This is a genomic window from Luteimonas sp. MC1825 (assembly GCF_014764385.1).
GTDB lineage: Bacteria > Pseudomonadota > Gammaproteobacteria > Xanthomonadales > Xanthomonadaceae > Luteimonas.
The window spans coordinates 2,688,217-2,714,890 of the sequence record NZ_CP061714.1 but is presented as its reverse complement, the minus strand read 5'-3'; the positions used below and the strand labels follow the sequence as shown (position 1 = coordinate 2,714,890).

Sequence of the window (26,674 nt, the reverse complement as noted above, 5' to 3'; positions counted from 1 at the left end):
AGCCACTTCCAACGCCTTTGCAGAGCACGCCATGTCAGCAACACACGCCACCACCCCTCGCCGCCGCGGGCCGATCACCCGCGTCGTCGCGGGTGCCTGGAACGCCCTCGATTTTTCCCGCCGGCTGGTGTTCAACCTGCTGTTCCTGCTGCTGGTGATCGTGGTGCTGTTCGCGCTGGCGACGGCCGAGCGCGCGCATCCGCTGCTTGACCGCACCACCCTGGTGATCGCGCCGGAGGGCGCGCTGGTCGAACAGTTCAGCGTCGATCCCGTCACCCGCAGCCTCGGCAGGATGACCGGGCAGGACACCGCCGAAGTCCGCCTGCGCGACCTGCTGCTCGCGCTGGAGTCGGCCAAGGACGACAAGCGCATCGAGCGCGTGCTGCTGCGCACCGACCGCATGGCGTTCTCCGGCTACGCCTCGCTGCGCGAGGTGGCCGCTGCCGTCACCGAGCTGCGCGCCGCAGGCAAGCAGGTCGTCGCCTTCGGCGAGTACTTCGACCAGGCGCAGTACCTGCTGGCCGCGCAGGCCGACGAGGTCTACATGGATCCGCAGGGCGGCATGGTGCTCGAGGGCCTCGGCCGCTACCGGCAGTACTACCGCGAAGGCCTGCAGGACAAGCTCGGCGTCGACATCCACCTGTTCAAGGTCGGCGAGTTCAAGTCCGCCGCCGAACCCTACGTGCGTGATGACGCCTCGCCCGAATCCAAGCAGGCCGACCTGTTCTGGATGAACGATATCTGGCAGCGCTTCCTCGGCGACGTGGCGCGTGCGCGCAAGCTCGACGCGGCCACGCTCGCGGCCGGCATCGACACCATGCCGGCCGGCATCGAAGCCGTCGGCGGCGACCTTGCCCGCTATGCGGTCGAGCAGAAGCTCGTCGACGGCCTGAAGACGGTCGAAGAGCTGCAGCTGCTGCTCGCCGAACGCGGCGTGGCCGACGAGGACAGCGACAGCGGCGTGCGCGAAATCACCATGGACGCCTACCTCAAGCACGTCACCAGCCCGCTGGCCGATGCCGACGCGCGGCCGCAGGTCGCGGTGGTGGTGGCCGAAGGCCAGATCATGGGTGGCCAGCAGAAGCCGGGCACCGTGGGCGGCGAATCGACGTCGTCGCTGCTGCGCGCGGCGCGCGACGACGAGAAGGTCAAGGCGGTGGTGCTGCGCGTGGACTCGCCGGGCGGCGAAGTCTTCGCCTCCGAGCAGATCCGTCGCGAGGTGGTCGCGCTCAAGGCCGCCGGCAAGCCGGTCGTGGTGTCGATGGGTGACCTGGCCGCGTCCGGCGGCTACTGGATCAGCATGGATGCCGACCGCATCTACGCCGACGAATCCACCATCACCGGCTCGATCGGCATCTTCGGCATGTTCCCGAGCATCCCGCGCACGCTCGAGAAGATCGGGGTGCACACCGACGGCGTCGGCACCACGCGTTTCGCCGGGGCGTTCGATCCCACGCGGCCGCTGCAGCCCGAAGTGGGGCAGGTGATCCAGAGCGTGATCGACAAGGGCTATCGCGAGTTCACCGGCAAGGTCGCCAGCGCGCGCAACCGGACGGTCGAGGCGATCGATGCCGTTGCCCGCGGCCGCGTGTGGAGCGGTGCACAGGCGAAGGAGCGCGGGCTGGTGGACGAATTCGGCGGCCTGCGCACCGCGGTCGCCGACGCCGCCAGGCGCGCCGAACTCGGCGATGCCGGCAAGTGGCGCCTGCGCTACGTCGAAAAGCCGCTGTCGCCGTTCGAGAGCTTCGTGAGCGGATTCGCGAGCAGCCGCGCCGGGCAGTCGCTGCTTGGCCGCAGCGAGTTCGTGCATGGGCTGCTGGCCAAGGCGCTGCCGCAGGCCGAACAGGAACTGCGTTTCGTCGAGCAGACCCTGTCCCGCGGCGGCAATCCGGTGAAGGCGGTCGTGCACTGCTTCTGCATGCCGTGAGCGGCATGCACGGCACGCGCTGGCGGCTCGACGGACAGCTCGCCCTGGTCACCGGCGGCAGCGCCGGCATCGGCCGTGCGATCGCGGCCGAGCTGCTCGGCTTTGGTGCGCGCGTGCTGATCGCCGCGCGCGACGGCGACGCGCTCGAAGCCGCGCGCGACGAACTTGCCGACGAGTATCCCGATGGCGAGGTCCGCGCCTTCATCGCCAACGTCGCCGACGACGAACAGCGCCGCGAGCTGCTTGACTGGGTGGAGGACCAGGGCGAAGGCCTCAACATCCTGGTCAACAACGCCGGCGGCAACCTCGGCAAGCCCGCCGTGGACTACACCGAGGACGAGTGGCGCGAGATCTTCGAGGTCAACCTGTTCAGCGCGTTTGAACTCTCGCGCTACGCGCATCCGCTGCTCGCGCAGCACGCGGCCAGCAGCATCGTCAACGTCGGCAGCGTCTCGGGGGCCACCCACGTCCGCACCGGCGCGCCCTACGGCATGAGCAAGGCCGCGATGCACCAGATGACGCGCAACCTCGCCTGCGAATGGGCGGAGGACGGCATCCGCGTGAACTGCGTGGCGCCCTGGTACATCCGCACGCGCCGCACGTCGTCCAGCCTGTCCGACCCCGACTACCTCGACGAGGTGCTGATGCGCACGCCGATGGGGCGCATCGGCGAGCCCGAGGAGGTCGCAGCGGCGGTGGCGTTCCTGTGCCTGCCGGCATCGGGCTACGTCACCGGCGAATGCATCGCGGTGGATGGCGGGTTCCTGCGCTACGGATTCTGACGTCGCCGAGGCGGGCGCGACGCCGCGCCGCGCACGATCCGGGGCATCGCGACGGACCTGGGCCGAACGTGAACGCGACACGCTGCGTTCTCCTGCGGAGCCGGGGCGGGTTGCTCCATACTTGCGCCTGCCCCCATCGCACAGGACCGTCCATGTCGCACTGGACCCGCGAACAGCTCCACCAGATCCTTACCGAGGCGTTCGGCGCCGAGCGCGTCGCCACCCTCGACGACACCGAGACCACGCTGCAGGTCGTGCTGGCCGATGCCGGCGACCTCGAGGTGACCCTGGTCGCCAGCGAACACCAGGTGTACTGCTCGACCCCGCTGGTCACCGGCGCGCAGGTGCGCGACCGCGCCGCGTTCAACGACGCCTGCATGCGCCTGAACCCGATCAACCCGCTGTCCAATCTGGGCCTGGCCACGGTCGACGGCCAGGACGTCTACGTCGTGTTCGGCGAGCTGTCGGCGGACTCCACCGCCGAGCAGATCGTCCACGAGATCCGCACCCTGGGCGTCAACGCCATCGACGCCATCGAAACCCTGCAGACGTACCTGGTGACCGCATGAGCATCCTCGCCAAGATTTTCACCCTGTTCCGCGGCACGGCCAACGAGGCCGGCCAGGCCGTGGTCGACAAGAACGCCATCCGCATCCTCGACCAGGAACTGCGCGACAGCACCTCGGAGCTCGCGAAATCGAAGCAGGAGTTGACCAAGGTGATGGCGCAGCGCCAGCTGGCCGCCAACCGCGGCAGCGCGCTGCTCGACAAGCGCCGCGAATACGAAGGCTACGTGCAGGGCGCGCTGGCCAAGGGCGACGAGGGCCTTGCCCGCGAGGTCGCGACCAAGCTGTCCGACGTCGAACGCGACCTGCAGGCCGAAGCCGAAAACGTGCAGAGCCTCGACAGCAGCATCGGTTCGCTGAAGACCGCGATCCGCAGCACCGAGACCCAGCTGACGCGCCTGAAGCAGCAGATCGACACCGTCAAGGCGACCGAGGCCGTGCAGCGCGCGCAGTCGGCGGTGTCGGCGCGGCATTCCGGCGCCAACAGCAAGATCGGCACCGCGCTGGACTCGCTCGAACGCATCAAGCAGCGCCAGGAAGAGCAGGGCGCGCGCTTCGAGGCCGCCCACCAGCTGGAGCAGGAAACCGGCGACGGCGACCTGAAGTCGCGCCTGGCGCAGGCCGGGCTGGTGCACGACGCGTCCAACGTCGACGGCATCCTCGAGCGCTTCCGCAAGCCGCAGGACGCCATCGTGCTCGACGGACCGGCCTCGGCCGACGCGCAGAAACTGCTGGCCGCCGAGTCGCTGTTCGACAAGCGCAAATAGGTCGCGTCGTGGGCTTGCTCGACAGGCTGCTTGGACGCCGCCCGGCCGCGCCGGCAACGGCGTTGCCCGGCCCGGGCGAGCTCGCGCATGCGCCGCCGCTCGGCCTGCGCGTCGGTGGCCGCCTGCAGTTCGACCGCACCATGTACGGCGTCGCGCCGGGCGTCATGACCGAAGAGCTGCCCGGCGGCTACCAGGGCGTGCCCTGCTACGGCCACATCGACCTCGGCGACGGCTACGCGCTGCACCGCTTCTACCTCGACGACGATGCGTTCCTGCAGGTCAGCACCGTCGGCGGCGACGTCGACGGCATCCAGGGCTTCGTCTTCCACGAGACGGTGAACCCGCCGGACAAGGCCGCCTTCCAGCGCTTCGTGATGGACCACGCGCACCTCGGCGCGGCCGGCATCGACTACGCCGGCCACCGCTGGATGCGCGCCACCGAAACCACCGCCGGCGACGCGCGCATCCCGGCGATGGTCTACGACGAGGTGCTGTACCGCCACCATCCGCCGCGCCACGACGACGACCTCACCCACTACGCGATGCTCTACAGCCGCGACGTGCCGGAACTGTCGCGTCGGGAACTGCTGCTGGTCTCCGCCGAGGATTCCGGCCCGTCCGACTTCAGCATCACCTATTCGGTCGGCGTGGAACTCACCATCGCCGACCTCGACATCACCTGAGGCGCCGCGGCGCCGACCACAAGGATCCACGATGCAACAGGCCATCACCCTCGACAGCTTCGTCGCCTTCCTCACCTATTTCGGCGCCGGCCTCGGCGTGCTGTTCGTCGCCGCCGCGATCGTGCTGCTGGTGACCCCGCACAGCGAGATCAAGCTGATCCGCGCCGGCAACACCGCGGCCGCCATCGCCTTCGGCGGCAGCCTGGTGGGCCTGGCGCTGCCGGTGCATTCCGCGATCAGCCATTCGGTCAGCCTGCTCGACGCGCTGATCTGGGGCCTGGTGGCCGCGGTCGTGCAGGTGCTGGCGTTCCTGGTTGCCCGCATCGCCAGCGGCACGCTGTCGAAGCAGATCGACGACAACGTGGTCTCCGCCGGCATCTTCAGCGCCGCCATCGCGATCAGCATGGGCCTGGTCAACGCCGCCGCGATCACGCCGTGAGGAACCTGCAATGAAGAAGCGATCCAGCAACCTCCGGCTCACGCTGATGGCGGTGGCGATGCCCATCGGGCTGGCGGCCTGCGAGTCCGAGCCCACCGGCGTGGTGCTCAATTCCATCGACGACTGCCGCTCGCAGCAGGTCGACGTGGCGCAATGCGAAACCGCGTACCGCGACGCCGTGGCCAAGCATGCGCAGGTCGCGCCGCGCTACGAGGACGCGATGCAGTGCGAAAGCGACTTCGGCAGCTGCCAGCCGGTGCGCGAGGAAGGGCGCACGTACTACTCGCCGCCGATGGGCGGGTTCCTGCTCGGCTATGCGCTGGCGGGCGGCTTCAGCAACACCGGCGCGCGCCAGGTGGCGGGCGGCGCGCCGCTGTACCGCGACTACCGCGGCGGTGGCTACAGGAATGCCGGTGGCGATGCCGTGAGCCGCCAGACGGGGCCGGTCACCGGCAAGCGCGGCAGCATCGCCACGCCGGCGCGCGCGATCACCGTGTCGCGGGCCGGCTTCGGCTCGCGGGCGGCGGCGCGCGGCACGTTCGGCTCGCGCGGAAGCTGACGTGCGGCGCATCGCGATCGCGCCGCGCGCGGACTGGAAGCAGCAGGCCGAATCGCTCGGTTTCCGCTTCCACACCATCGATGGCGCGCCGTACTGGGACGAGTCGGCGTACTACGCCTTCAGACTGCGCCAGGTCGAGGACGACATCGAGCAGCCCAGCCAGCAGATCCACGACATGGCGATGGCGCTGGTCGACGAGGTTGTCGGCAGCGAGGAGTTGCTGGCGAAGCTGCACGTGCCGCCGCTGTACTGGGACTGGATCGCGTCGTCGTGGCGCAACGGCGACCCGCATCTTTATGGTCGCATCGACCTTGCCTACGACGGCCGCGGCCCGGCGAAACTTTACGAGTTGAACTACGACACGCCGACGTCGCTGTACGAGTCGGCGTACTTCCAGTGGCTGTGGCTGGAGCAGCAGCTCGCGTCGGGCGCACTGCCGGCCGGCAGCGACCAGTACAACGGCATCCAGGAGGTGCTGTGCGAAACCTTCGCGACGCTCGCGCTGCAGCAGCGTATCGGCGCGCGCGTGCACTTCGCCGCGGTGCGCGAGTCGGAGGAAGACCAGGCCACCGTGCTGTACATGCGCGACTGCGCCCACCAGGCGGGCATCGACACCGCGCTGGTCGCGGTCGAGGACATCGGCATCAGCGCCGACGGCTGGTTCACCGATGCCGACGACAACGTGATCCAGACGCTGTTCAAGCTCTACCCGCTCGAGTTCATGATGGAAGAGGAGTTCGGGCCGAGCCTGGTCGCCAACACCATGCAGCTGCTGGAGCCGCCGTGGAAGGCGATCCTCAGCAACAAGGGCGTGCTGCCGCTGCTGTGGGAGCGCCACCGCGGGCATCCCAACCTGCTCGAGGCGCGCTTCGAGACCGTGCAGGGCGAGGTGCCGCCGCCGGGCTTCGTGCGCAAGCCGCTGTTCTCGCGCGAAGGCGCGAATATCGACATCGTGACTGGAGACGGGGCGCGCATCAGCACGCCCGGCCCGTACGCGGACGGCCCGGGCATCATCCAGGCCTACCATCCGCTGCCGTGCTTCGACGGCAACTATCCGCTGGTCGGCAGCTGGATCGTGGCCGACCGCGCCTGCGGGGTCGGCGTGCGCGAGGACGCGACCCTGGTCACCCAGGACACCTCGCGCTTCGTGCCGCATGCGATCGTCGAGGACCCGGACGGGCGGGCGGCAGCGGGCGTGATCGAAGCCTGATCCAGCGCGCCATCACCGGGCGCGCGGCGCCTGCCCCGCGAATGCCATCAGCCGGCAGGCACGCCGCAGCTGGTGTCGGCGAGGATGGTCGCCACGCGGGAGAATTCCTGCTGCAGGGGTCGCCGGTCGTCGCCGCGCGCGTAACGCCACGACGACTCGATCTCGCGCCCGCGCTGGCGCCAGCCGTCGCAGGCGGCGCCGTCCGGAATGCGCTCGCACTGGTCGTAGGTCATCTCGCAGGCCGCACCCGCGCCGCGGTTCGGGTCGCCGTCATGGCCGACGGTCTGCAGGCGCACGCAGCGCGGCTTGGGTTCGGCGGCTTCGCTGATGTAACTGTCGTTGTCCGGCGTGTTGCAGCGGTAGATCGGCGGCGGCGGCAGGCGGTCGGCGTCGGCGATCGCCGCCGGCGCGGGCAGGGTCGGGCGCGGCTGCGCCGGCGGCGCGGTCGCGGTCGCGGCGGCCGTGGCGGCCTCCGCGCGGGTGGGTGGGGGCACCGGTTCGGCGCGCGGCACATAGGTCGGCATCGCCGGCGGTGGCTGCACCACCGTGCGCTCCTGGCGGCTGCCCTTGGGGCAGGGTTCGTCGTTCTGCACGGTGAGCGCGCCGCTGGCGTCGGTGCAGCGGTAGATCACGACCTGCGGCGTGGCGGACGTGGCCGGCAGTGCGGCGAAGAAGGCAAGCAGTGCCGCCAGGCCCAGGCGGCAGCGGGTGGTTCGAGGCATCAATACGTCCTGCAGTCGCGGTCGATGCGGGCATTCACCCCGCGCTCTTCAAGCCGCAGGGTATCGCGCTCGCGCTGCTGCGCGTTGAAGAAGCGGCGGCGGATGTCGTCGCGACGGTCGCGCAGGCGGTCGCAGGCTTCGGCTTCCGGCAGCACATGGCACTGGTCGCGCTCCCAGGTGCCGGCGCCACCGCCGGGCCATGCGTGGGCGTCGTGCGGCGGCGGTGGCCGCGGACCGGGGCTGCCCGGATCCGGGCGCGGCGGGTCGTGCGGAATGCTGATCCGGCTGACGGGGGGTGCGCTGAGGCCGTTGCCCGCCGGCGTGGTCGCGCCGCGACGGCCGACATCGCCGCGTCCACCGATCGCCACGGGCCAGCCCTGAGTCCACAACGGGATCCAGCGCGGGTCGCCGTCCCCGCTCTCGCTTTCGTAGGTGCTGCCGTCGGGGCGCACGCATTCGTAAAGCGGTTGCGGCGGTTGCGACACCACGTAGCGCACCACCGGCGAGGCGGCGGGCACCGGTGCCGGCGTGCCCGGGGCCGCCGCAGGCCGCGCGCCGTCCACCGGTCGCGCCATGCTGCGCGTTTCCTGGCGCTGGCCATCGCGGCAGGGCACGTTGCCGATGCTCACCTGGCCGCGGGCGTCCACGCAGCGGTAGATGGTGACCTCGTCCTGCGCCGGCAATGGCGCAACGGCGAAGCCGGCGAGCAGGCCCAGGATGGCGGCGGCAAAGGGGGCGGCGCGGTCCATGGCCCCATCCTGCGCCCGTGCCGGGGCCGTTGGAAGGAGGTGGTCGCCGCCATGCCGCGATGGTTCAGCCAGCGCGCGCGTCGCGGCGCCCGACCGGCCCTGCGGAGCTCAGTCGCGCAGGCCGGTACCGCTGCAGGCGTCGCGGATCGGGGTCGGGCGGTCCAGCCCGCCGGTGTCGCCGTCGAGCACGGCGTCCACGGCGGCGAACAGGGTGGGGTCGCCCTCGGCCCGCGTGCGCGGGGCCGGGGCACCGCCCGGGTTGGCGCTGGTCGAGACCAGCGCGCCGCCAAAGGCGCGGCACAGCGCGGCGACCTGCGGATGGGCGCTGACGCGCACGGCGACGCCGTCATGGTCGCCGGTGATCCAGCGCGGCACGCGGCGGGCGGCGGGCACCACCCAGGTATGCGGGCCGGGCCAGGAGGCGAGCACCGCGTCGCGGCGCGCGCCCGGCAACGCCTGCCAGTCGACCAGGCCGTCGAGCTGGGCCGCTTCGGCGGCGACCAGGATCAGGCCCTTGCCGACCGCGCGCTGCTTGAGCGCCAGCAGCCGCAGCACGGCGGCTTCATTGAAGGGATCGCAGCCCAGGCCCCAGACCGCCTCGGTCGGGCAGGCGACGATGCCACCGCGACGGAGGGCGTCGGTGGCCCGCTGCAACTGGACGCGGTCGTTCATCGGCGCCTCCGGCACCCGGGGTCAGAACGGCGCGTCGTCGCCGACGGCCGCCGCGGTCCGGGCGGCGGTCTTCGCGGCGGGTGCCTTCGCGGTCGCGGCTTTCCTGGTGGCGGCCTTCTTCGCCGGTGCCTTCTTCGCGGCGGTCTTGCCCGCGGCCGCCTTCTTCGCCGTCGCCTTTTTCGCTGCCGGCTTCTTCGCAGGTGCCTTCTTCGCCGGCGCCTTGGTGGCGGCGGCCTTCTTCGCGGCCTTCTTGGCAGGTGCCTTCTTGGCGGCGGTCTTCTTGCCGAAGCCCTTGCGCATCGGCTTGCCGGTTTCTTCCATCAGTTGCACGACTTCATCGAAGGTCAGCGAGGCGGGCTCGCGGTCCTTCGGGATCTTGCCGTTGAGCTTGCCGTCGCTCAGGTACGGCCCGTAACGGCCGTTGAGCACCTGGATGTCACTGCCTTCGAACTGCTTGATGATGCGGTTGCGGGCGATCTCTTCCTTCTCTTCGATCAGGAACACCGCGTGCGCGAGGTCGATCGTGTACGGATCGTCCTCCTTCTTCAGCGATGCGTAGACGCTGCCGCGCTTGGCGAAGGGGCCGAAGCGGCCGACGCCGACGCTGACTTCCTCGCCCTTGTCCTCGCCCAGGGTGCGCGGCAGGCGGAACAGGTCGATGGCGTCCGCGAGCGTGATGGTGTGCATGCTCTGGCCGGGGCGCAGCGAGGCGAAGCGCGGCTTCTCCTCCTCGTCCTCGGCGGTGCTGCCGATGGCGGCATACGGCCCGTAACGGCCCAGGCGCACGCTGACCGGCTTGCCGGACTTGGGATCCGTGCCAAGTTCGCGGGCGCCGGTGGCCTGGCTGCGGTCGACGCTCTCGGTCTTCTCGTCCACCAACTCCTTGAACGGGCCCCAGAACTTCTCCATCAGCGGCACCCACTCTTCCTCGCCGCGGCTGACCGCGTCGAGCTCGTCCTCGAGCTTGGCGGTGAAGTCGTAGTCGACGTAGCGGGTGAAATGCCCGCTGAGGAAGTTGGACACCGCGCGGCCCACGTCGCTGGGGCGGAAGGCGCGGCCTTCCATCTCCACGTACTTGCGGAACTGCAGGGTCTGGATGATCGAGGCGTAGGTCGACGGGCGGCCGATGCCGTACTCCTCCAGCGTCTTCACCAGCGACGCTTCGGTAAAGCGCGGCGGCGGCTGGGTGAAGTGCTGGTCGGCGTGGATGCGGTCGACCGGGACGCGGTCGCCGAGCTTCATCGCCGGCAGCTTGCGGCCTTCGTCCTCGTCGTCCTTGCCCTTGCTGTCCTTGCCTTCCTCGTAGACGGCCAGGAACCCGGGGTCGACGACGGTGGTGCCGCTGGCGCGGAAGCCGTGCTCGCTGCCGGCGGCGAGATCGACCGACACGGTGTTGAGGATCGCCGGCACCATCTGCGAGGCCACCGCACGCTTCCAGATGAGTTCGTACAGGCGGCGCTCGTCGTCGGTCAGGAAACGCGCGACCTGCGCGGGGGTGCGCAGCGCGGAAGTCGGGCGCACGGCCTCATGGGCCTCCTGCGCGTTCTTCGACTTGGTCAGGTAGACGTTGGGCTTGTCGGGCAGCGCCCCGGTGCCGAAGTCGCGCGCGATCACGTCGCGGATCTCGCCCAGTGCCTCGGCCGACAGGCTGACCGAGTCGGTACGCATGTAGCTGATCAGGCCGACCGCGCCCTCATCGCCGATCGCCACGCCCTCGTAGAGCTTCTGCGCCACCTGCATGGTGCGGCGGGTGGTGAAGCCGAGCTTGCGCGAGGCTTCCTGCTGCAGCGTGGAGGTGGTGAACGGCGGCGCCGGGCGGCGCTTGCGCTCCTTGCTGGCGACGTCGGTGACGTGCAGCGCGCCCTGCGCGGCGGCCACGATGCGCCGGCGCGCGTCCTCGGCGGTGTCACCCTCGGTGATGGTGAACTGCTCGAACTTCTTGCCGTCGAGCCTGGTGAGCTTGGCGGAGAAGGCCTGGGTGGGGTGCGCGCACTCGGCCTCGATGGTCCAGTACTCGCGGGCGACGAAGGCTTCGATCTCTTCCTCGCGCTCCACGATCATGCGCAGCGCCGGCGACTGCACGCGTCCGGCGGAGAGCCCGCGCTGCACCTTGCGCCACAGCACCGGCGACAGGTTGAAGCCGACCAGGTAGTCGAGCGCGCGCCGCGCCTGCTGCGCGTCGACCAGGTCGCCGGCGATCGCGCGCGGCTTGAGCATGGCTTCCTTGATGGCCCGCGGGGTGATCTCGGTGAACACCACGCGGTGCAGCTCCTTGCCCTCGAGCAGGCCGCGTTCGCGCAGGATCTCGGCGATGTGCCAGCTGATGGCCTCGCCCTCGCGGTCCGGGTCGGTGGCGAGGTAGATGCCTTCGGCGGACTTGGCCGCCTTGGCGATCGCCTCGACGTGCTTCTCGTTCTTCTCGATCAGGTCGTAGCGCATCCGGAACCCGTCCGCCGGATCGACCGCGCCCTCCTTGGGCACCAGGTCGCGCACGTGGCCGTAGCTGGCCAGGACGGTGAAGTCCTTGCCGAGGTACTTGTTGATCGTCTTGGCCTTCGCGGGCGACTCGACGATAAGGAGATGCTTGGCCATCGCGGGGGTGGTTTCCGGGTGCGGCGCGGGCGCCGCGACTAGCGGTTGAGGGGAGGCGTAGAACACAACGCCCGCGGCGCGGGCCACGGGCGTTGGGATTGCGGTCTCTTTCTAGTGGATGCCGGGCAGGGCGCGGCTGTCAAGCCGGATCCCGCGGCCAGGCCGGGCTCAGTGCACGGTTTCAGGCTCATCCACGAACATCTGGGTTTCCATCCACGCATAGGCGGCTTCGGACCCGGGCTGGTTGAACAGCACCATCAGGACCACCCATTTCAGGTCGTCCAGGTCCAGCTCGTCCTGGTCCAGGGCCATGGCGCGGTCCACGACCAGCTCGCGCTGGTCGGCGTCGACCACGCCGTGCTGCTCCAGGAACAGCAGGAAGCCGCGGCATTCGACATCCAGCTTGTCGAGTTCGCGCGGGGCGTACATGCGGGTGGGGCCGTTGGCGCGGACGACAGGCGACACGGGGCGTTGCGCGGCGAGCGCGTCGAGCCAATCAAAGGCCTTGCTGGTCTCGGCGGGGCTGAATCCGGCCTGGAGCAGGCCGCTCTGGAGGGAGTCACGGTCACGGATGAGATCCGCGTCTTCGGTGAAATAGTGCTCGAAGAGATAGAGCAGGACGTCCAGGATGCTTTCTTTCATTACCCCCGGCCTGCGCCCGCGGGCGCGTTACTGACAAGACTTTCGGGAATACCGTCCGTGTTCGACCGTGACGCGACCCTCAAGCTCCATGAGCAGCAGCATGGAGGACAGGTCCGCGGCCGTCAATCCGGTGCGCAGGCCCAGTTCATCCATACCGGTTGGGTCGTGACCCAGTGCCTGCCACAAGCGGTGGTGTTGATGGCTGGCGGGCGGGTCGTGTCCGGTCGGCGCCTCGCTGGCGCTCCCGGCCCCTGACATGGGGCTGGCCAGGCGACCGCGCAAGGCGTCACCGAGCACGGTGGCCAGCGGAGCCAGCGCGCCGACGACTTCGGCGGGGGTTTCGACCAGCGCGGCACCCTCGCGGATCAGGCGGTGGCATCCGCGCGCCATGGGGTTGTGGATCGAGCCCGGCAGGGCGAACACCTCGCGGCCACACTCCGCCGCCAGCCGCGCGGTGATCAGCGCCCCGGAGCGCCATGCCGCCTCCACCACCAGCGTGCCCAGCGTCAGGCCGGCCAGGATGCGGTTGCGCGCCGGAAACGCGCCCTTGTTCGGCGTGCTGCCCGGCGCGTGCTCGCTGATCACCGCGCCCGAGGCGGCGATGCGGCCGTACAGCGCGGTGTTGCGGCGCGGGTAGGGGTCGTCGATGGCCGTGCCGAGCACGGCCAGGGTGCGGCCGTCCGCCGCGGCCAGCGCGCCGAGGTGTGCGGCGGTGTCGATGCCGGCGGCCAGGCCGCTGGCCACGGCCAGCCCCGACGTCGCCATGGCGCGCGCGAAGTCGGAGGCATTCTTCAGCCCACCCGCGGTGGCCGTGCGGCTGCCCACCACGGCGACGCCCGGATGCCAGGCCAGCAGCGGATCACCGGCGACGAACAGGGCCAGCGGCGGGCTGGCCACGCGCCGCAGCAGTGCCGGATAGTCGGGGTCGTGCCAGCCGACCACATGGTGCATGGGCATGGCCAGCCAGGCCTGCGCGAGCGCCACCTGGCCGCTGTCGGCACGCCCGGCAAGCACGGCGCGCTGCTCCCGATCGAGGCCGGCAGCGCGCCACGCGTCAGGCCCCGCGGCGAGCGCGGCGGCCGGGTCGCCATGCGCGTCCAGCAGCGCGCGCCGCGGTGCGCTGGCGCCGCCGGCCACGACCAGGCGCAGCAGTGCGGTGGAAGCATCGGGATCCATGGCACCAGCGTGGCGCGCAAACAACGACGGCGCCCTCGGGCGCCGTCGCGTGGACCGGTCGGGGAAACCCCCCGCCGTCAGTGCGTCGCGTCGGGGTGCTTCAGGTGGTAGCCGACGCGGCTCGGCTTGATGCTGTCCATCACCAGCCCGTAGCTCACGCGGTCGAAGGTGCGGAACACCATCACGTGGCCGGAGAACTCGTCGGGCAGGCGCACCTTGTTCTCGAAGAACACGGTGTCCTCGTCGCGGTCCAGGCCCTTGTGCACGCGGTCGATGGTGTTGGTGCCTTCGCGCCAGATCGAGAACACGGTGCCGTTGTCGACGCCCTCGCGGGCGCCGACCGACAGCGCCACCACGTCGCGCGGACCGCCCGAGGTCAGCATGTCGGTGACCGCGAGCACGCGCGCCTTGCCATACGCGGTCTGCTGCGCAGGCGGGTGCGGGAAGAACTGCAGGTCGTAGGGCTGCACGTCGACCGGCACCAGGCGGTCGCCGATGCGGACCTCGCGGCCCTCCTCGTCGAGCAGCAGGGTGCTGGCCTGGATGCCGTCCACCTCGCCGCGGGTCACGGTGCCGGCGGTCACCCGCATCAGCTCGTGGCCCAGCACTTCCTGGCCCTTGTCGGGCATCACCACGTTGGCCCAGTAGCGGCCCCAGTCGACCTGGTGGCGGCCGGTCGCGTCGAGGTCGTCACGGCCGAAGGTGTCGCAGCACAGGCCCGCGCGCAGCAGGTGCGTATAGCGAACGGTCGGGCGCAGCACGGTGTAGCGGGCACCCGGGCTGGCACCGGCCAGGCCCTTCACGTAGGCCACCTGGCCACGCGAGGCGCGCAGGCGGTCTTCCTCGAGGCCGACCACGTAGGGCATGTGGTCGAAGCCGTCGACGATGCGCAGGTCCTTGAGGAACGGCTCGACCTCGGACAGCGGGATGGCGTTGATAGGCGCGCCTTCGGTCCGCGGGCCGGCGGTGAGGCCGACGCGGTTGAGGTACGCCAGGCTGATCACGTCACCCGGATAGATGAGGTGCGGATTGCGGATCTGCGGATTGGCCTGCCAGATCTCCGGCCACAGCCAGGGCTTCTGCAGGAACTGCCCCGCGATGTCCCAGAGCGTGTCACCACGCTGCACGACATACGTGTCCGGGTGGTCGCCACGCAGCCCCTGGGCTGCCGCGAACGTGGTCACTGTGAGCATCGCTACCGCAATACCCGTGCGTAGCGCGTTCGAAAGGCGCTGAAGCTTGCCGGCCATCTACCTGTCCCCTTGGAGATTTCCCCATATAGCGCGGGCACTATAGACCACAGGTGCCAACCCGGCGCAAGCCTGCCGGCGTTACAATGATCGACCGTGCCGCACGGTTGTGACGGCTGCCACCCTTTACCGCCATGTCCCTGATCCCGATCCTCGAACTCCCGCATCCGCACCTGCGCAAGGTCGCCGCCGACGTCGGCGCGGACCGCACCGGCGACGCCGCATTCCAGCGCCTGCTCGACGACATGTTCGAGACCATGTATGCCGCGCCGGGCATCGGCCTGGCATCCACGCAGGTCGACGTGCACGAGCGTTTCATGATCGTCGATGTCACCGATGGCCACGAACAGCCGCTGGTGTTCATCAATCCGGTGATCCGCAAGCGCTCGGCGGAACTGCGCGTGCACCAGGAAGGCTGCCTGTCGATCCCGGGCATCTTCGCCGATGTCACGCGCGCCGACGGCATCGAAGTGGAAGCGCTCGACCGCCATGGCAAGCCGTTCGTGCTGGCGGTCGACGGCCTGCTCGCGACCTGCGTGCAGCACGAGGTCGACCACCTCGACGGCAAGCTGTTCATCGACCACCTCTCGCCGCTCAAGCGCGAACGCGCGCTGAAGAAGTACGACAAGCTCCGCCGGCAGGGCGACTGAGCCGTGCGCATCGTTTTCGCCGGCACCCCGGCCTTCGCGGTGCCCGCGCTGCGCGCGGCCTGCGCCCGCGGCGAGGTGGTGGCGGTGTACACGCAGCCCGACCGGCCCGCCGGTCGCGGCCGCGGCGTGCAGGCCTCGCCGGTCAAGCGCGAGGCGCTGGAGCGCGGGATACCCGTGCTGCAGCCGGATTCGCTGAGAAACCTGCTGGCGCGCGACACGCTGCGCGCGCTGAAGCCCGATCTCATGGTCGTCGTCGCCTACGGCCTGCTGCTGCCGCAGAAGATCCTCGACATCCCGGCGCTCGGCTGCTGGAACGTGCACGCCTCGCTGCTGCCACGCTGGCGCGGCGCGGCGCCGATCCAGCGTGCGATCGAAGCCGGCGACGCCGAGACCGGTGTGTGCCTGATGCAGATGGAGAAGGGCCTCGACACCGGTCCGGTGCTGCTGTCGCAGACGCTGGACATCGGCGAGGACGAGACCGGTGGTCAGCTGCACGATCGCCTGTCCGGACTCGGCGCGCAGGTGCTGTCCGACGGACTCGGCCTGCTGCGCGCCGGCATGCGCCCGGTGGCGCAGCCGCAGCCCGTCGCCGGCGTCACCTATGCGCACAAGCTCGACAAGGCCGAGGCGCGCCTCGACTGGTCTCAGCCGGCGGACGTGCTGGCGCGCAAGGTGCGTGCGTTCAACCCCTGGCCGATGGCCGAGGCCACGCTGGCCGGCGAGCGCCTGCGCATCCACGGCGCGGTCGCGCTCGCGCTGGAGCACGGCGTCGCCCCCGGCCGCGTGCTCGCCGCCGGCCGTGACGGCATCGATGTCTCCTGCGGCGACGGCGCGCTGCGCATCCGCGTGCTGCAGCGCGAAGGCGGCCGCGCGATCACCGCCGCCGATTTCCTCAACGCCCGCCGCGACCTCGCGCCATGAGCGGTGCCGAGCCGCGCGCCAGCGCCGCGCGCGTGCTCGACGCGGTCCTCAACCGTGGCCGCTCGCTGAAGACGGAGCTCGCCCGGGCCCTGCCCCCGCTGCCGGACACCCGCGACCGCGCCCTGGTGGAAGCGATCTGCTTCGCCGCGCTGCGCCAGCACGCGCGCGCCGATGCCGCGCTGGCGGCCTGGATCCCCAAGCCGCTGGGCCAGCGCGACGGTGACCTGCGCGCACTGCTGCACGCCGGCTTCGCGCAGCTCGATCCGCTTGGCCTGGCGCCGCACGCCGCGCTCGCCGCCACGGTGGATGCCGCGCGCCTCATCGGCCGCGCGCACCAGGCCAGGCTGGTCAACGCCCTGCTGCGCCGCGCGCAGCGCGAAGGCCTGCCGGCGGTGGCCGCGGATGCGGCCTGGCCGGCATGGCTGCGCGACCAGGTACGCGGCGACTGGCCGGCCGATGCCGACGCGATCTTCGCCGCCAGCGCGCTGCCCGCGCCCACCTGGCTGCGGGTCAACCGCCAGCGCGGCGACCGCGACACCAGCCTGGCCCGCCTGCGCGAAGCCGGCATCGACGCCGCCGCGGTGGACGGCATGCCCGACGCGCTGCGCATCGAAGGGTCGCTGCCGGTGGCCATGCTGCCCGGCTTCGCCGAGGGCGTGCTGTCGGTGCAGGACGGCGCCGCGCAGCGGGTCGCCGACGTGCTCGCACCCGCCGCAGGTGCACGCGTGCTCGACGCCTGCGTGGCGCCCGGCGGCAAGTCCGCGCAGCTGATGGAGCGCGACCCGGGCCTGCGCCTGGTCGCCCTCGACATCGACCCCGCGCGCCTCGGCAAGGTCCGCGAAGGCTGGGCGCGCATCGGCGTCGGCGCCGGTGCCGAACTGCGCGCCGCCGATGCCTGCGACACCGCCAGCTGGTGGGACGGCACGCCGTTCGACGCCGTGCTGCTCGATGCCCCGTGTTCGGCGACCGGCATCGTCCGCCGGCAACCGGACGTGTTGCTGCATCGCCGCCCCGAAGACCTGGCTTCGCTGATCGCCTTGCAGTGGCGATTGCTGGACGCGTGCTGGAAGGTGCTGAAGCCCGGCGGCGTGCTGGTGTACGCGACCTGTTCGATCCTGAAGGACGAAAACGAACGACAGGTCGCGGCCTTTCTCGCCCGCACCCCCGATGCGCACGCGGACCCGCTCGACGATCGCCATGGCCATGCCGCCGGTCCCGGGCGGCAACGCCTGCCGGGCGAACAGGGCATGGATGGCTTCTTCTACGCCCGGTTGACGGGCGCCGGCTGAATTCGGCGCGTGGCAGGCTAACGTCAGTCGAGACGCGTTATCGGGAAGCCGCACCTGGACAGATAGACGTTTTCCCCCTGGCTCCATTCGTGGTCGAATCCGTTCGAGCCAGCGTAGAAGCTGCGATTGCAGCCTGGCTTCATGCGCTCATGGAGCTCCACGATGATCGAGTCGACCGAGTCGATCCACGCGGAAGTGTCGGAGAAGACTTCCTTTTCCGCGCCTTCGATGTCCACCTTCAGGATGTTCACTCTCTCGAGGCCGTAATCCTCGATGATCCTGTCGACGGTCATGGCCTTGACCGCGTGGCAGACGTTGCCCGGCGATTCACCGGACGACTGCTTCCCGTCGGTCATGAAGCCCCATTTTCCGAGTCCCGGATCCACCAGGTTTATTTCCTCGTTCCTGTTCCACAGCGCGGCCTGGAGGGGAATGATGTTCGGATAGGAGGATGTGTTTTCCTTCAGGAGCTCGAAATTGCTCTCCTCGGGTTCGATGGCGATGATCTTCGCGTCAGGGTACTTGTTCGCGAAATAAACCGATGCCAGGCCTATGTTGGCGCCCGCGTCGATGATTACCTCGGGCGCCCTTTCCGTATGGAAGGCGTATTCCTGGTCGATGAAGACCTGCCGGTACGTCGGCACGTCCGACGAGGGGATGCGCAGCAGAATCGGGTGCCTGAGGTGGCTCTTCTTCAGCTCCAGCTTCACGACCGAGTTCGTGGCGCCGGCTCGTGCGGCAGCCAGGATTCCCGGAAGCCCCGCGGCCGTGAGATACGTTCTGATTTTCCGCAGCATGGTGTTTCCTGTCGTGGTCTTCCTTTCATGCGCTTGGCCGGGATGCGCGGTCACGCATGGTGCGGGTATGCTGCATGCCCGTGGCCGATCCGCCTGGCTTGTACGCGCACATTCAGTGGTGCCGAATGTATAACAAGTGGAGCGATTCCCTGGCATTCGAGTGCCGTCATTGGTGCAGGACGCACGCTGCGTGACGGATTTGGCGCTGCATGTGGTCAATTTGCCGCGCTCGACCGAGCGCCGCGCATCGATGCAAGCGCAGGCTGCCGCGCTGGGATTGTCGCTGACGTTCTTCGAGGCCGTGGATGGCGGCGCTTCCCATCCCCTGTTCGCGCGGGTTCATGCCGGCAAGCGGCAGGCCCGCAAGGGCAGGCCGTTCCGGCCGGGCGAAATAGGCTGCTGGGCCAGCCATTACCTGCTCTGGCAACAGTGCGTCGCAAGCGGAAAGCCGATGATCGTTCTCGAAGACGACATCCTTCTGGACCCGCGCTTTCCGGAACTGCTGCATGCCTTGCCTCTGGTACCCGCGGAGGTCGGGTATTTCCGCCTGCACGCGGCCAACCGGGCCAGCGTGCCCTGGCGACGCTTCGGGGGCTTCGTCCTGCATCGCTACTGGCGCAGCCCGATGTGCACGTTGGGCTACTACCTGACCCCGGCGGCGGCGGAGCGATTCCTGCGCCATGCCACTGAGTGGGTACTGCCGGTCGACGATTACATGGACCTGGCGTGGCTGCACGGCGTGGAGTGCCTGGGCCTCAAGCCCGGCGTGGTGTCCGGCGGCAACGCATTCGATTCGACCATCCGGGTCGATGGCAGGAAAAAGGCCGGCGTGAGCGTGACCGGGTGGGTGACGCGCGAGGCCTACCGCGCCTGGCTGAGCCTGCGCTGGTTCCTGCACAACCTGCCTGCGCGCCTGCGCCGGAGCGCACCGCCGGACTGAGGCCGGCGCGGGAGTGATCTAGAATGGCGGCATGTCTGTGCTGCCGCTTTCCCTCGTCGTCATCACCCACAACGAATCGGCCAACATCGCCCGTTGCCTGGACAGCGTGCCGTTCGCGGCCGAGAAGGTGGTCATCGACAGCGGCAGCGACGACGACACGGTGGCCATCGCGCGCGCCCACGGCGCACGCGTGGTGCACCAGGAGTGGCTGGGCTTCGGCGCGCAGCGCAACTTCGCCACTACCCAGGCCACCCATCCGTGGATCCTGGTCCTCGACGCCGACGAATACCTCAGCCCGGAACTGGCCGCAGAGCTCGCTGAAAGCCTGCCCGCGGTGATCGCGGGCGACGCCGCGGTCGGCATCCTGCGCCGTCGCACCCTGTACATGGGCGCGCCGATGCGCTGGTACCGGCCGATGGTCGGCGAGCGCCTGGCGCGGCTGTACCACCGTGAGCGCGCGCGCTGGAGCGACGCGCGCGTGCATGAATCGCTGCGCTGGGATGGCCGCGTCGAAACCTTCGCCGCGCCGTTCGAGCACCTGCACAACCCGACCCTGCCGCACAAGCAGCTGAAGGTGCTGCGCTACGCCGAACTGAAGTGCCGCGACTGGCTGGAGCGAGGTCGGCCGGCGCGCGTGTGGATGGCGCCGCTGGTGTACGTCGCATCCTTCGCCAAGGAAGCGCTGCTGCGGCTCGCGCTGCTCGACGGCTGGCGCGGCCTGGTGGTGGCGCACACCGCCGCGAGCTACGCGGTCTACAAGCGCATCCGCTACTACGAGATGGTGCGCAATCCCGATTCCGTCGAGCAGGCGCGCGCGGTGCTGCAGCGCCACGGCCTCGACCGCTAGCCTGCCGCCAGGCACCGCATCCAGGACCCGACTCCGATGACCGAGCCGCGCCACTACCTGCTGTATGGCTCCGAGCGCTACGCGCTGGCGATCCTGCGCCCGCTGCAGGACGCCATCCGCGCCCGCGGCGACCATGCCGCCTGGTTCTTCGACGGGCCGGGGGCCGAGGACCTGGTGGACGGCGAGGTGTTGCTCGACGTCGCCGGCGTGCGGTGCTGGCGGCCCGAGGCGGTGTTCACGCCCGGCAACCACCTGCCGCACTTCTTTCCCGGCGTGAAGGTGGAAGTGTTCCACGGCTTCGACGCCGGCAAGCCGCGGCATATCTACATCCGCGGGTTCTTCGACCTGTACTGCACCACGGGCCCGCGCGATACCGCGAGCTTCCAGGCGCTGGCCGATGCGCAGGGCCACTTCAGCGTCGCCGAGACCGGCTGGACCAAGATCGATCCGTTCATGCGCGCGATCGCTGGCGCGCTGCCGCCGGTGCGCGAGGTGCCGGTGATCCTGTACCACTCGACGTTCTCGCCATCGTGGAGCGCGGCCGAAACGCTGTACGAGGAAGTCAGGCGCCTGTCGCGCGACGGCCGCTGGTGCTGGATCGTCACCTTCCATCCCAAGATGCCGGCGGAGACGGTGGCGAAGTTCAAGGCGCTGCAGAACCAGCACCTCACGTTTGCCGAGAACGACAACATCCTCGAGCTGTTTCCTCAGGTCGACATGATGTGTTCCGACACCTCGTCCGCGCTCAGCGAGTTCCTGCTTACCGGCAAGCCGGTGGTGACGTTCAGGAACCGCCGTCCCGGGCCGCAGCTGATCGACATCGACGACGTGGCCGACTTCGAGCCGGCGATCGAGCGCGCGCTGTCGCGGCCGCCGGAGCTGATGGCGGCGATCCGTGAATTCGCCGACGCCATCCACCCCTATCGCGACGGCCGCAGCAGCGAACGCGTGCTGGCGGCGGTGGATGCCTTCATCGCGCGCGGCGGGCGCAACCGCAGGCCCAAGCCGCGCAACTGGTGGCGCAAGTTCAAGCTGCGCCGGCGCATCGGCTACTGGGGTCCGGCCCGCTGGTAAGCAGTCACCAGCGCAGCGGCCGCCGCGCGACCTCGCGCGCCAGGCGCGCGTGCAGCGCGCGTGCTTCGGCCAGCGGCACCAGGCGCAGGCGCAGCGGGGGCGACATGGCGCCGGCGCCGGCCGTATCCAGCCACAGCGTGGCCATGCCGAAGCGGCGGTCCAGCGGCGACTGGCGCAGCTCCAGCGCCTGCAGCTTGTCGATCTCGGCAAAGCGCCAGTGGCGCGACCACCAGCCTTCGCGCACCGCCACCAGGCGCGCGTCGCAGGCGTAGCCGGCGCGGCGTGCGTGCTGGCGCGCGGCGTACACCGCCCACGGCGCCCAGGCCAGGGCCACCAGCCCCCACGGGCCGAAGCGCCAGTACGCGACGGCCGCGGCCACGGCCGCCAGCAGCACGCCGGGCAGCATGAGGCGCTGCCAGGCGCGCGGGTGCAGCGGCTGCCAGGCCGCCGGCGGCCAGGCGATGCCGGGCAGCACGTCGCGCACCAGTGCATCGCAGGCGTCGGGCGTCGCGATGGGCGCCAGTTCGCGCAGGCTGCGCTGCTCGCCTTCCTGCTGCTGGCCGGCCGCGGTGTCCACCTGCAGCGCGCGCCGCCGCAGCAACCGGTGCGGCAGGCCTTCACGCAGTGTCCAGGCCTGGATGCGGCGGCGCGAGGCGCTGGTGCGGATGCGCGTCAGAAGCCCCCGTTCCACCGTCAGCCGGCGGCCATGCACCTGCAGCGTGAAGCCGTGGAACTGCAGCACCGCCAGCAGCACCGACAGGAGCCGCAGCACCACCAGCGCCAGCAGCACGATGCCCGCGACCGCGGCGGCCTGGCCGGCCCAGCCAATGGTCAGGTGGCTGGCGTAGCCGAAGGCGCGTTCGCCGGCGTCCTGCACCAGGCGCGTCATGGCGCGGTCCGGGAATGCCTGCCAGGCCAGCGCGAACGCGCCCGCCACCACCACCATGCCGCGGTTGCTGGCCAGGCCCAGGCGCACCACCTCGGCGGTCGGCAGCGCCAGCAGCAGCGTGGCATCGGCGGAGGCCTCAGCCTGCGCCGTGCCGCCCACATGCGACGCCGCGCCGCGATCGCGGATCAGGCGCTCCAGCGCCAACGCCTCGTCCAGGCGCAGCACGCGCATCTCGGCCTCGGCCTTGCCGCCGGCCGCCGATTCCAGGCGCACCTCGGCCACGCCGAACATGCGGTGCAGCAGCGACTGGTGCAGGGCGACGTTGTGGATGCGCGCAAATGGGATCTGCCGCACCTTGCGTTCCAGCAGCCCTTCGCGCACCACCAGGCGGTCATCGTCGACGCGGTAGCGGTAGGTGAAGTACTGCCAGAGCGAGGCCAGCGCCAGCGCCGCCACGCCGATCAGCGGCCACAGCGCGTTGCCGTCGCCTCGGCCCACGAACACCAGCGCCAGCAGCGGGATGATGAACTGCTTGAGCTGCTGCACCAGCACGAACAGCCACGACCAGGGATGCAGGCGGCGCTCGGCCTCAGGCGTCGACATCGCCAGCGCCTGCGAAATGTCCGTCGTCGTCGTCGACCTGCTGCGCGAGGCGGTCGCGCAGGCGCTCGGCGTCCGCGGCATCCAGGCCCTGCACCGCGACCGCGCTGTCGCGGGTGCCGGCGGTGTGCACCACCAGCGTCGACAGTCCGAAGCGCCGCTCCAGCGGACCGCGCTTCAGGTCGACGTGCTGCACGCGCGTGCGCGGCACCCGGGTTTCGGCGTGCCACAGGCGCCCGCGCCGCCAGCCGAAGCCGGTGTCGTCGAGCAGCCAGCGCGCGTGGCGGAACTGGCGGTGCGCCAGCCACAGCCCGAAGCCGGGGAGCAGCACCAGGCTGGCCAGCGCCAGGCCCAGGGCAAGCCACTGCGTGTCGCGCAGCAGCACGCCGATGGGGATCAGCGAACCCAGCGCCAGCAGCCCGAAGCCGAGGCCATTGCCGAGCATGAACAGGGTGCGCGCACGGCGGGGCAGGGGCTGCCAGCCGTCGTCATCGGGGGTGGTCATCGCCGGCCATGCTCCAGGTCGCGGTAGGGATTGCCTTCGCCGCTGCCGGGCGGGCGCAGGGTGAAGCGCTTGTAGGTCCACTGGTATTGCGCCGGCGCGCGGCGCGCCATGTGCTCCACTCCGGCATTGAGCGCCGCCACCGAGGCCTCGATGTCGGCGCCGGAGAGCGCCGCCGACGCCGCGTCGAAACGCAGTGCGAAGCCCAGGTCGTCGTCGATGCGCTCGCAGCTCGCGAACAGCACGGTCGCCCCGCTGCGCTCGGCGAGCCGCGAGACCAGGGTCATGGTGAGCGCCTGGATGCCGAAGAACGGCGCGAACACGCCATCGCCGGCCTTCGGCTGCTGGTCCGGCAGGATGCCGACCACGCCGCCGGCCTTCAGCACCTTGAACAGCTGGCGGATGCCCGGGCCTTCGGCGCGGACCTGGGTGACCTGGTCGGCGTCGGCGCGCACCCGGCGCAGGAAGGCCTCGCCGACCGCGGACTCCGGCGCCTTGTACAGGATCGCAAGCGGCGTGCGCGCGGCCAGCCACTGGTTCAGCAACTCCCAGTTGCCGTGGTGCGGCGCCACCACGATCACCCCGCGGCCCGCCGCCAAAGCGTCCTCGAACAGCTCCACGCCGGACTGCTCGCGGATCAGCGCCAGGTTCTCGGCGTGCGGGCGCGTCCACAGGCGCAGGGTCTCGAAGGCCTGGCGGCCGGTGGTGCGGATCACCTCGGCGTGCAGCGCGGCGCGCTCGGCGGCCGGCATGTCCGGGTACGCCAGCTCCAGGTTGCGCAGCGCCACAACGCTCTCGCGCACGCCCGCGGCGCGTACCAGCCGGCCCAGGCCATCGCCCAGCGCGCGTTGCAGCGGCCACGGCAGGCGGCCGATCATGGTCGCCAGGGCGTGCAGGAGGCTTGCGAGGAACTCGGTCATGGCGCGAGTCTAGCCGGCCGCGTTCACATCCCCGAGGCCCGCCCGCCATGCTTCTGCTCCTGCAACGCGTCAGCGAGGCCCGCGTGGAGGTGGAGGGCGAGACGGTCGGTTCCATCGGCCCCGGGCTGCTGGTGCTGGCTGGCATCGAACCCGGCGACGGCGCCGCAGAAGTGGCGCGCATGGCGCCGCGCCTGCTCGCCTACCGGGTGTTCGCCGACGCCGAGGGGCGCATGAACCGCTCGCTGGCCGACACCGGGGGCGGGCTGTTGCTGGTCAGCCAGTTCACCCTGGCGGCCGACACCCGATCCGGGCTGCGGCCCGGCTTCAGCACGGCCGCCCCGCCGGCCCAGGCTGAACGGATCTTCGCCGAACTTGTGTCCGCTTTACGGGCATTGCACGCGCCGGGGGTGGAAATTGGCCGTTTCGGGTCCCATATGACGGTGAGTCTGGTCAATGATGGTCCAGTCACCCTGCTGCTGCGCACCTGAGCCCGCGCCTCGGCTGGTATAATTACGGGTTCATTTTGTTAATGGTGCGCGCCACATGGCGAACGAGCGTCCAGCCCCGCAGTCCGATATCAAGCTCCTGATCAGCAAGGGTCTGGAGCAGGGCTATCTGACCTACGCCGAAGTCAACGATCACCTGCCCGACGACATGGTCGATCCGGAGCAGATCGAAGACATCATCGGCATGATCAACAGCATGGGTATCCAGGTGCATGAAACCACCCCGGATGCCGAGACATTGCTGTTGGCCGGTGAATCGAGCGGCGGCCGCGAAGTCGACGATACCGCCGCCGAAGAAGCCGCGGCCACGCTGACCGCGCTCGACGGTGAAGGCGGCCGCACCACCGACCCGGTGCGCATGTACATGCGCGAGATGGGCACGGTGGAGCTGCTGACCCGCGAGGGCGAGATCGCCATCGCCAAGCGCATCGAGGAGGGCCTGAACCAGATGCTGGCCTCGCTGGCCAGTTTCCCGTGGTCGGTGCAGCTGCTGCTCGAGGACTACGAGCTGCACAAGGGCGGCAAGAAGCGCCTCGCCGAGATCGTGGTCGGCTTCACCGACGGCCTCGACGATCCGCCGCCGCCTGCGCCCGCGCCTGTCGTGGTTGAAGCCGCCGTGTCCGCCGACGGCGATGCCGAAGTCGAAGAGGACGATGCCGCCGACGAGACCGAGGACGAGCCCGCGCCCACCGGCCCGGACCCGCTCGAGGTCGCGCGCCGCATGGAAGAACTGGCCACGCTGTACGGCAAGTTCCAGCGCTCGGTCGCCAAGAACGGCGCCACCGGCAAGCCGGTGATCAAGCTGCGCGAGGAGATGGCCGCCATCTTCACCAGCTTCAAGCTGCCGCTGCCGATCACCGACACCCTGGTGCGCAAGCTGCGCGAGGTGGTGGGTGAGATCAAGGACCACGAGCGCCGCATCCTCGACCTGTCCACCCGCGTCGCCAAGATGCCGCGCAAGGACTTCATCCGTGCGTGGGACGGCAACCAGACCAACCTCGAGTGGGTCGACGAGGTGCTCAAGCGCAAGCAGAAGTGGTCCAGCGGCATGCGCGAGGTCAAGGACCAGGTGATCGCCGCCCAGGAAGCCACCATCGCCATCGAGAAGGCGATGATGGTGACGCTTGGCGACCTGCGCGAGATCAACCGCGCCATGGCCTATGGCGAGGCCAAGGCCCGCAAGGCCAAGAAGGAAATGGTCGAGGCCAACCTGCGCCTGGTGATCTCCATCGCCAAGAAGTACACCAACCGCGGCCTGCAGTTCCTCGACCTCATCCAGGAAGGCAACATCGGCCTGATGAAGGCCGTGGACAAGTTCGAATACCGTCGCGGCTACAAGTTCTCCACGTACGCCACCTGGTGGATCCGCCAGGCCATCACCCGCTCGATCGCCGACCAGGCGCGCACCATCCGCATCCCGGTGCACATGATCGAGACGATCAACAAGTTGAACCGCATCTCCCGCCAGATGCTCCAGCAGTTCGGCCGCGAGGCCACGCCGGAGGAGTTGGCAAAGGAGATGGACATGCCCGAGGACAAGATCCGCAAGGTCATGAAGATCGCCAAGGAGCCGATCTCCATGGAGACGCCGATCGGCGACGACGAGGACTCGCACCTGGGCGATTTCATCGAGGACACCAACGTGGAGTCCCCGATCGAGAACACGGTCAACATCAACCTGTCGGAAACGGTCCGCGACGTGCTCGCCGGCCTGACCCCGCGGGAAGCCAAGGTGCTGCGCATGCGCTTCGGCATCGACATGAACACCGACCACACCCTCGAGGAAGTCGGCAAGCAGTTCGATGTCACCCGCGAGCGCATCCGCCAGATAGAGGCCAAGGCGCTGCGCAAGCTGCGGCACCCGAGCCGCTCGGAGCAGCTGCGGAGCTTCCTCGACATCGAGTGAGCCGCGGCCATGTGATGAAGGGAAGGCGCACTCCGGTGCGCCTTTCTCTTGTCCGGAAGATGGTCGGGTGCAACGACCGGCTCGACACCGGGTTGGC

27 protein-coding genes are annotated in these 26,674 nt (G+C 70.1%); 16 read left to right on the top strand and 11 right to left on the bottom strand.

Annotation, left to right across the window (positions count from 1 at the left end):
* The first annotated feature begins 31 nt into the window (after nt 1-31).
* From sppA to IDM46_RS12570, 8 genes are all read left to right on the top strand, one after another.
* Nucleotides 32-1,927, top strand: a complete 1,896-nt coding sequence (gene sppA, locus IDM46_RS12605; RefSeq protein WP_185115953.1) for a signal peptide peptidase SppA — start codon at nt 32-34, stop codon at nt 1,925-1,927.
* Nucleotides 1,928-1,932: 5 nt separating this feature from the next.
* Nucleotides 1,933-2,709, top strand: coding sequence for an SDR family oxidoreductase (locus IDM46_RS12600; RefSeq protein ID WP_182825250.1), 777 nt, complete (start codon nt 1,933-1,935; stop codon nt 2,707-2,709).
* Between the two features lie 152 nt (nt 2,710-2,861).
* The gene (locus IDM46_RS12595; protein ID WP_185115952.1) at nt 2,862-3,278 is read left to right on the top strand and encodes a DUF2170 family protein; all 417 of its coding nucleotides are present in this window, start codon (nt 2,862-2,864) and stop codon (nt 3,276-3,278) included.
* Nucleotides 3,275-4,042 carry a PspA/IM30 family protein gene (locus IDM46_RS12590; protein WP_185115951.1) on the top strand — a complete coding sequence of 256 codons (768 nt, stop codon included), beginning with the start codon at nt 3,275-3,277 and terminating at the stop codon, nt 4,040-4,042. The genes IDM46_RS12595 and IDM46_RS12590 overlap by 4 nt, the downstream gene beginning before the upstream one ends.
* Before the next feature lie 14 nt (nt 4,043-4,056).
* Nucleotides 4,057-4,725: a DUF2491 family protein gene (locus IDM46_RS12585; protein ID WP_182825252.1), complete on the top strand. Its 669-nt coding sequence runs from the start codon at nt 4,057-4,059 to the stop codon at nt 4,723-4,725.
* 31 nt (nt 4,726-4,756) lie between these two features.
* Nucleotides 4,757-5,164, top strand: coding sequence for a DUF350 domain-containing protein (locus IDM46_RS12580; protein WP_185115950.1), 408 nt, complete (start codon nt 4,757-4,759; stop codon nt 5,162-5,164).
* Between the two features lie 10 nt (nt 5,165-5,174).
* A complete protein-coding gene (locus IDM46_RS12575) occupies nt 5,175-5,723 on the top strand; it encodes a DUF1190 domain-containing protein (RefSeq protein WP_185115949.1) in 549 nt (182 codons plus the stop codon).
* 1 nt (nt 5,724) lies between these two features.
* A complete protein-coding gene (locus IDM46_RS12570) occupies nt 5,725-6,933 on the top strand; it encodes a glutathionylspermidine synthase family protein (RefSeq protein ID WP_185115948.1) in 1,209 nt (402 codons plus the stop codon).
* A gap of 47 nt (nt 6,934-6,980) precedes the next feature.
* Here the strand turns inward: IDM46_RS12570 and IDM46_RS12565 are convergent, their stop codons facing one another.
* The 7 genes from IDM46_RS12565 to IDM46_RS12535 all read right to left on the bottom strand — a co-directional run bounded on the left by IDM46_RS12565 (nt 6,981) and on the right by IDM46_RS12535 (nt 14,679).
* Nucleotides 6,981-7,655, bottom strand: coding sequence for a DUF4124 domain-containing protein (locus IDM46_RS12565; RefSeq protein ID WP_185115947.1), 675 nt, complete (start codon nt 7,653-7,655; stop codon nt 6,981-6,983).
* Nucleotides 7,655-8,404, bottom strand: a complete 750-nt coding sequence (locus IDM46_RS12560) for a DUF4124 domain-containing protein (RefSeq protein ID WP_182824376.1) — start codon at nt 8,402-8,404, stop codon at nt 7,655-7,657. The genes IDM46_RS12565 and IDM46_RS12560 overlap by 1 nt, the downstream gene beginning before the upstream one ends.
* A gap of 108 nt (nt 8,405-8,512) precedes the next feature.
* Nucleotides 8,513-9,076: a Sua5/YciO/YrdC/YwlC family protein gene (locus IDM46_RS12555; protein WP_185115946.1), complete on the bottom strand. Its 564-nt coding sequence runs from the start codon at nt 9,074-9,076 to the stop codon at nt 8,513-8,515.
* A 21-nt stretch (nt 9,077-9,097) separates the two neighbouring features.
* The gene (locus IDM46_RS12550) at nt 9,098-11,668 is read right to left on the bottom strand and encodes a DNA topoisomerase I (protein WP_185115945.1); all 2,571 of its coding nucleotides are present in this window, start codon (nt 11,666-11,668) and stop codon (nt 9,098-9,100) included.
* 168 nt (nt 11,669-11,836) lie between these two features.
* Nucleotides 11,837-12,310: a DUF494 family protein gene (locus tag IDM46_RS12545; RefSeq protein ID WP_185115944.1), complete on the bottom strand. Its 474-nt coding sequence runs from the start codon at nt 12,308-12,310 to the stop codon at nt 11,837-11,839.
* A 27-nt stretch (nt 12,311-12,337) separates the two neighbouring features.
* On the bottom strand, nt 12,338-13,486 hold the full coding sequence (gene dprA, locus IDM46_RS12540; protein ID WP_185115943.1) for a DNA-processing protein DprA: 1,149 nt from the start codon (nt 13,484-13,486) through the stop codon (nt 12,338-12,340).
* Nucleotides 13,487-13,563: 77 nt separating this feature from the next.
* Entirely contained in the window at nt 13,564-14,679 is a 1,116-nt protein-coding gene (locus IDM46_RS12535) for a LysM domain-containing protein (RefSeq protein ID WP_182824385.1), read from the bottom strand.
* A gap of 191 nt (nt 14,680-14,870) precedes the next feature.
* Here IDM46_RS12535 and def point away from each other — a divergent pair, with 191 nt between their 5' ends.
* Genes def through rsmB form a run of 3 tightly spaced genes read left to right on the top strand, consistent with a single transcriptional unit; the run spans nt 14,871 to nt 17,596 of the window.
* Nucleotides 14,871-15,386, top strand: a complete 516-nt coding sequence (gene def, locus IDM46_RS12530; RefSeq protein WP_182824387.1) for a peptide deformylase — start codon at nt 14,871-14,873, stop codon at nt 15,384-15,386.
* A gap of 3 nt (nt 15,387-15,389) precedes the next feature.
* The gene (gene fmt, locus IDM46_RS12525; protein WP_185115942.1) at nt 15,390-16,307 is read left to right on the top strand and encodes a methionyl-tRNA formyltransferase; all 918 of its coding nucleotides are present in this window, start codon (nt 15,390-15,392) and stop codon (nt 16,305-16,307) included.
* Complete coding sequence (gene rsmB, locus IDM46_RS12520; protein ID WP_182824391.1) at nt 16,304-17,596, top strand: 16S rRNA (cytosine(967)-C(5))-methyltransferase RsmB; 1,293 nt, start codon at nt 16,304-16,306, stop codon at nt 17,594-17,596. The genes fmt and rsmB overlap by 4 nt, the downstream gene beginning before the upstream one ends.
* A gap of 23 nt (nt 17,597-17,619) precedes the next feature.
* Here rsmB and IDM46_RS12515 read toward each other — a convergent pair whose 3' ends face one another.
* Nucleotides 17,620-18,393, bottom strand: coding sequence for an FkbM family methyltransferase (locus IDM46_RS12515; protein WP_182824392.1), 774 nt, complete (start codon nt 18,391-18,393; stop codon nt 17,620-17,622).
* Between the two features lie 172 nt (nt 18,394-18,565).
* On the opposite strand from IDM46_RS12515, the gene IDM46_RS12510 reads away from it, so the two are divergent.
* From IDM46_RS12510 to IDM46_RS12500, 3 genes are read left to right on the top strand one after another with little or no spacing between them, the layout of a single operon-like run.
* Complete coding sequence (locus IDM46_RS12510) at nt 18,566-19,333, top strand: glycosyltransferase family 25 protein (protein ID WP_182824394.1); 768 nt, start codon at nt 18,566-18,568, stop codon at nt 19,331-19,333.
* A 31-nt stretch (nt 19,334-19,364) separates the two neighbouring features.
* On the top strand, nt 19,365-20,180 hold the full coding sequence (locus IDM46_RS12505; RefSeq protein WP_182824396.1) for a glycosyltransferase family 2 protein: 816 nt from the start codon (nt 19,365-19,367) through the stop codon (nt 20,178-20,180).
* A gap of 36 nt (nt 20,181-20,216) precedes the next feature.
* Nucleotides 20,217-21,254 (top strand): CDP-glycerol glycerophosphotransferase family protein, encoded by a 1,038-nt coding sequence (locus tag IDM46_RS12500; protein ID WP_182824398.1) that lies wholly within the window; start codon nt 20,217-20,219, stop codon nt 21,252-21,254.
* A 4-nt stretch (nt 21,255-21,258) separates the two neighbouring features.
* Here IDM46_RS12500 and IDM46_RS12495 read toward each other — a convergent pair whose 3' ends face one another.
* From IDM46_RS12495 to IDM46_RS12485, 3 genes are read right to left on the bottom strand one after another with little or no spacing between them, the layout of a single operon-like run.
* Nucleotides 21,259-22,746, bottom strand: coding sequence for a PH domain-containing protein (locus IDM46_RS12495; protein WP_185115941.1), 1,488 nt, complete (start codon nt 22,744-22,746; stop codon nt 21,259-21,261).
* Nucleotides 22,733-23,248, bottom strand: coding sequence for a PH domain-containing protein (locus IDM46_RS12490; RefSeq protein WP_223877976.1), 516 nt, complete (start codon nt 23,246-23,248; stop codon nt 22,733-22,735). Before IDM46_RS12490 ends, IDM46_RS12495 begins: the two co-directional genes overlap by 14 nt.
* Complete coding sequence (locus IDM46_RS12485) at nt 23,245-24,165, bottom strand: lauroyl acyltransferase (protein WP_185115940.1); 921 nt, start codon at nt 24,163-24,165, stop codon at nt 23,245-23,247. The genes IDM46_RS12490 and IDM46_RS12485 overlap by 4 nt, the downstream gene beginning before the upstream one ends.
* A gap of 47 nt (nt 24,166-24,212) precedes the next feature.
* Between IDM46_RS12485 and dtd the strand changes: the two genes are divergently transcribed.
* Nucleotides 24,213-24,653 carry a D-aminoacyl-tRNA deacylase gene (dtd, locus tag IDM46_RS12480; protein ID WP_185115939.1) on the top strand — a complete coding sequence of 147 codons (441 nt, stop codon included), beginning with the start codon at nt 24,213-24,215 and terminating at the stop codon, nt 24,651-24,653.
* Between the two features lie 55 nt (nt 24,654-24,708).
* Nucleotides 24,709-26,577, top strand: a complete 1,869-nt coding sequence (rpoD, locus tag IDM46_RS12475; RefSeq protein WP_185115938.1) for an RNA polymerase sigma factor RpoD — start codon at nt 24,709-24,711, stop codon at nt 26,575-26,577.
* The last annotated feature ends 97 nt before the right edge of the window (nt 26,578-26,674 follow it).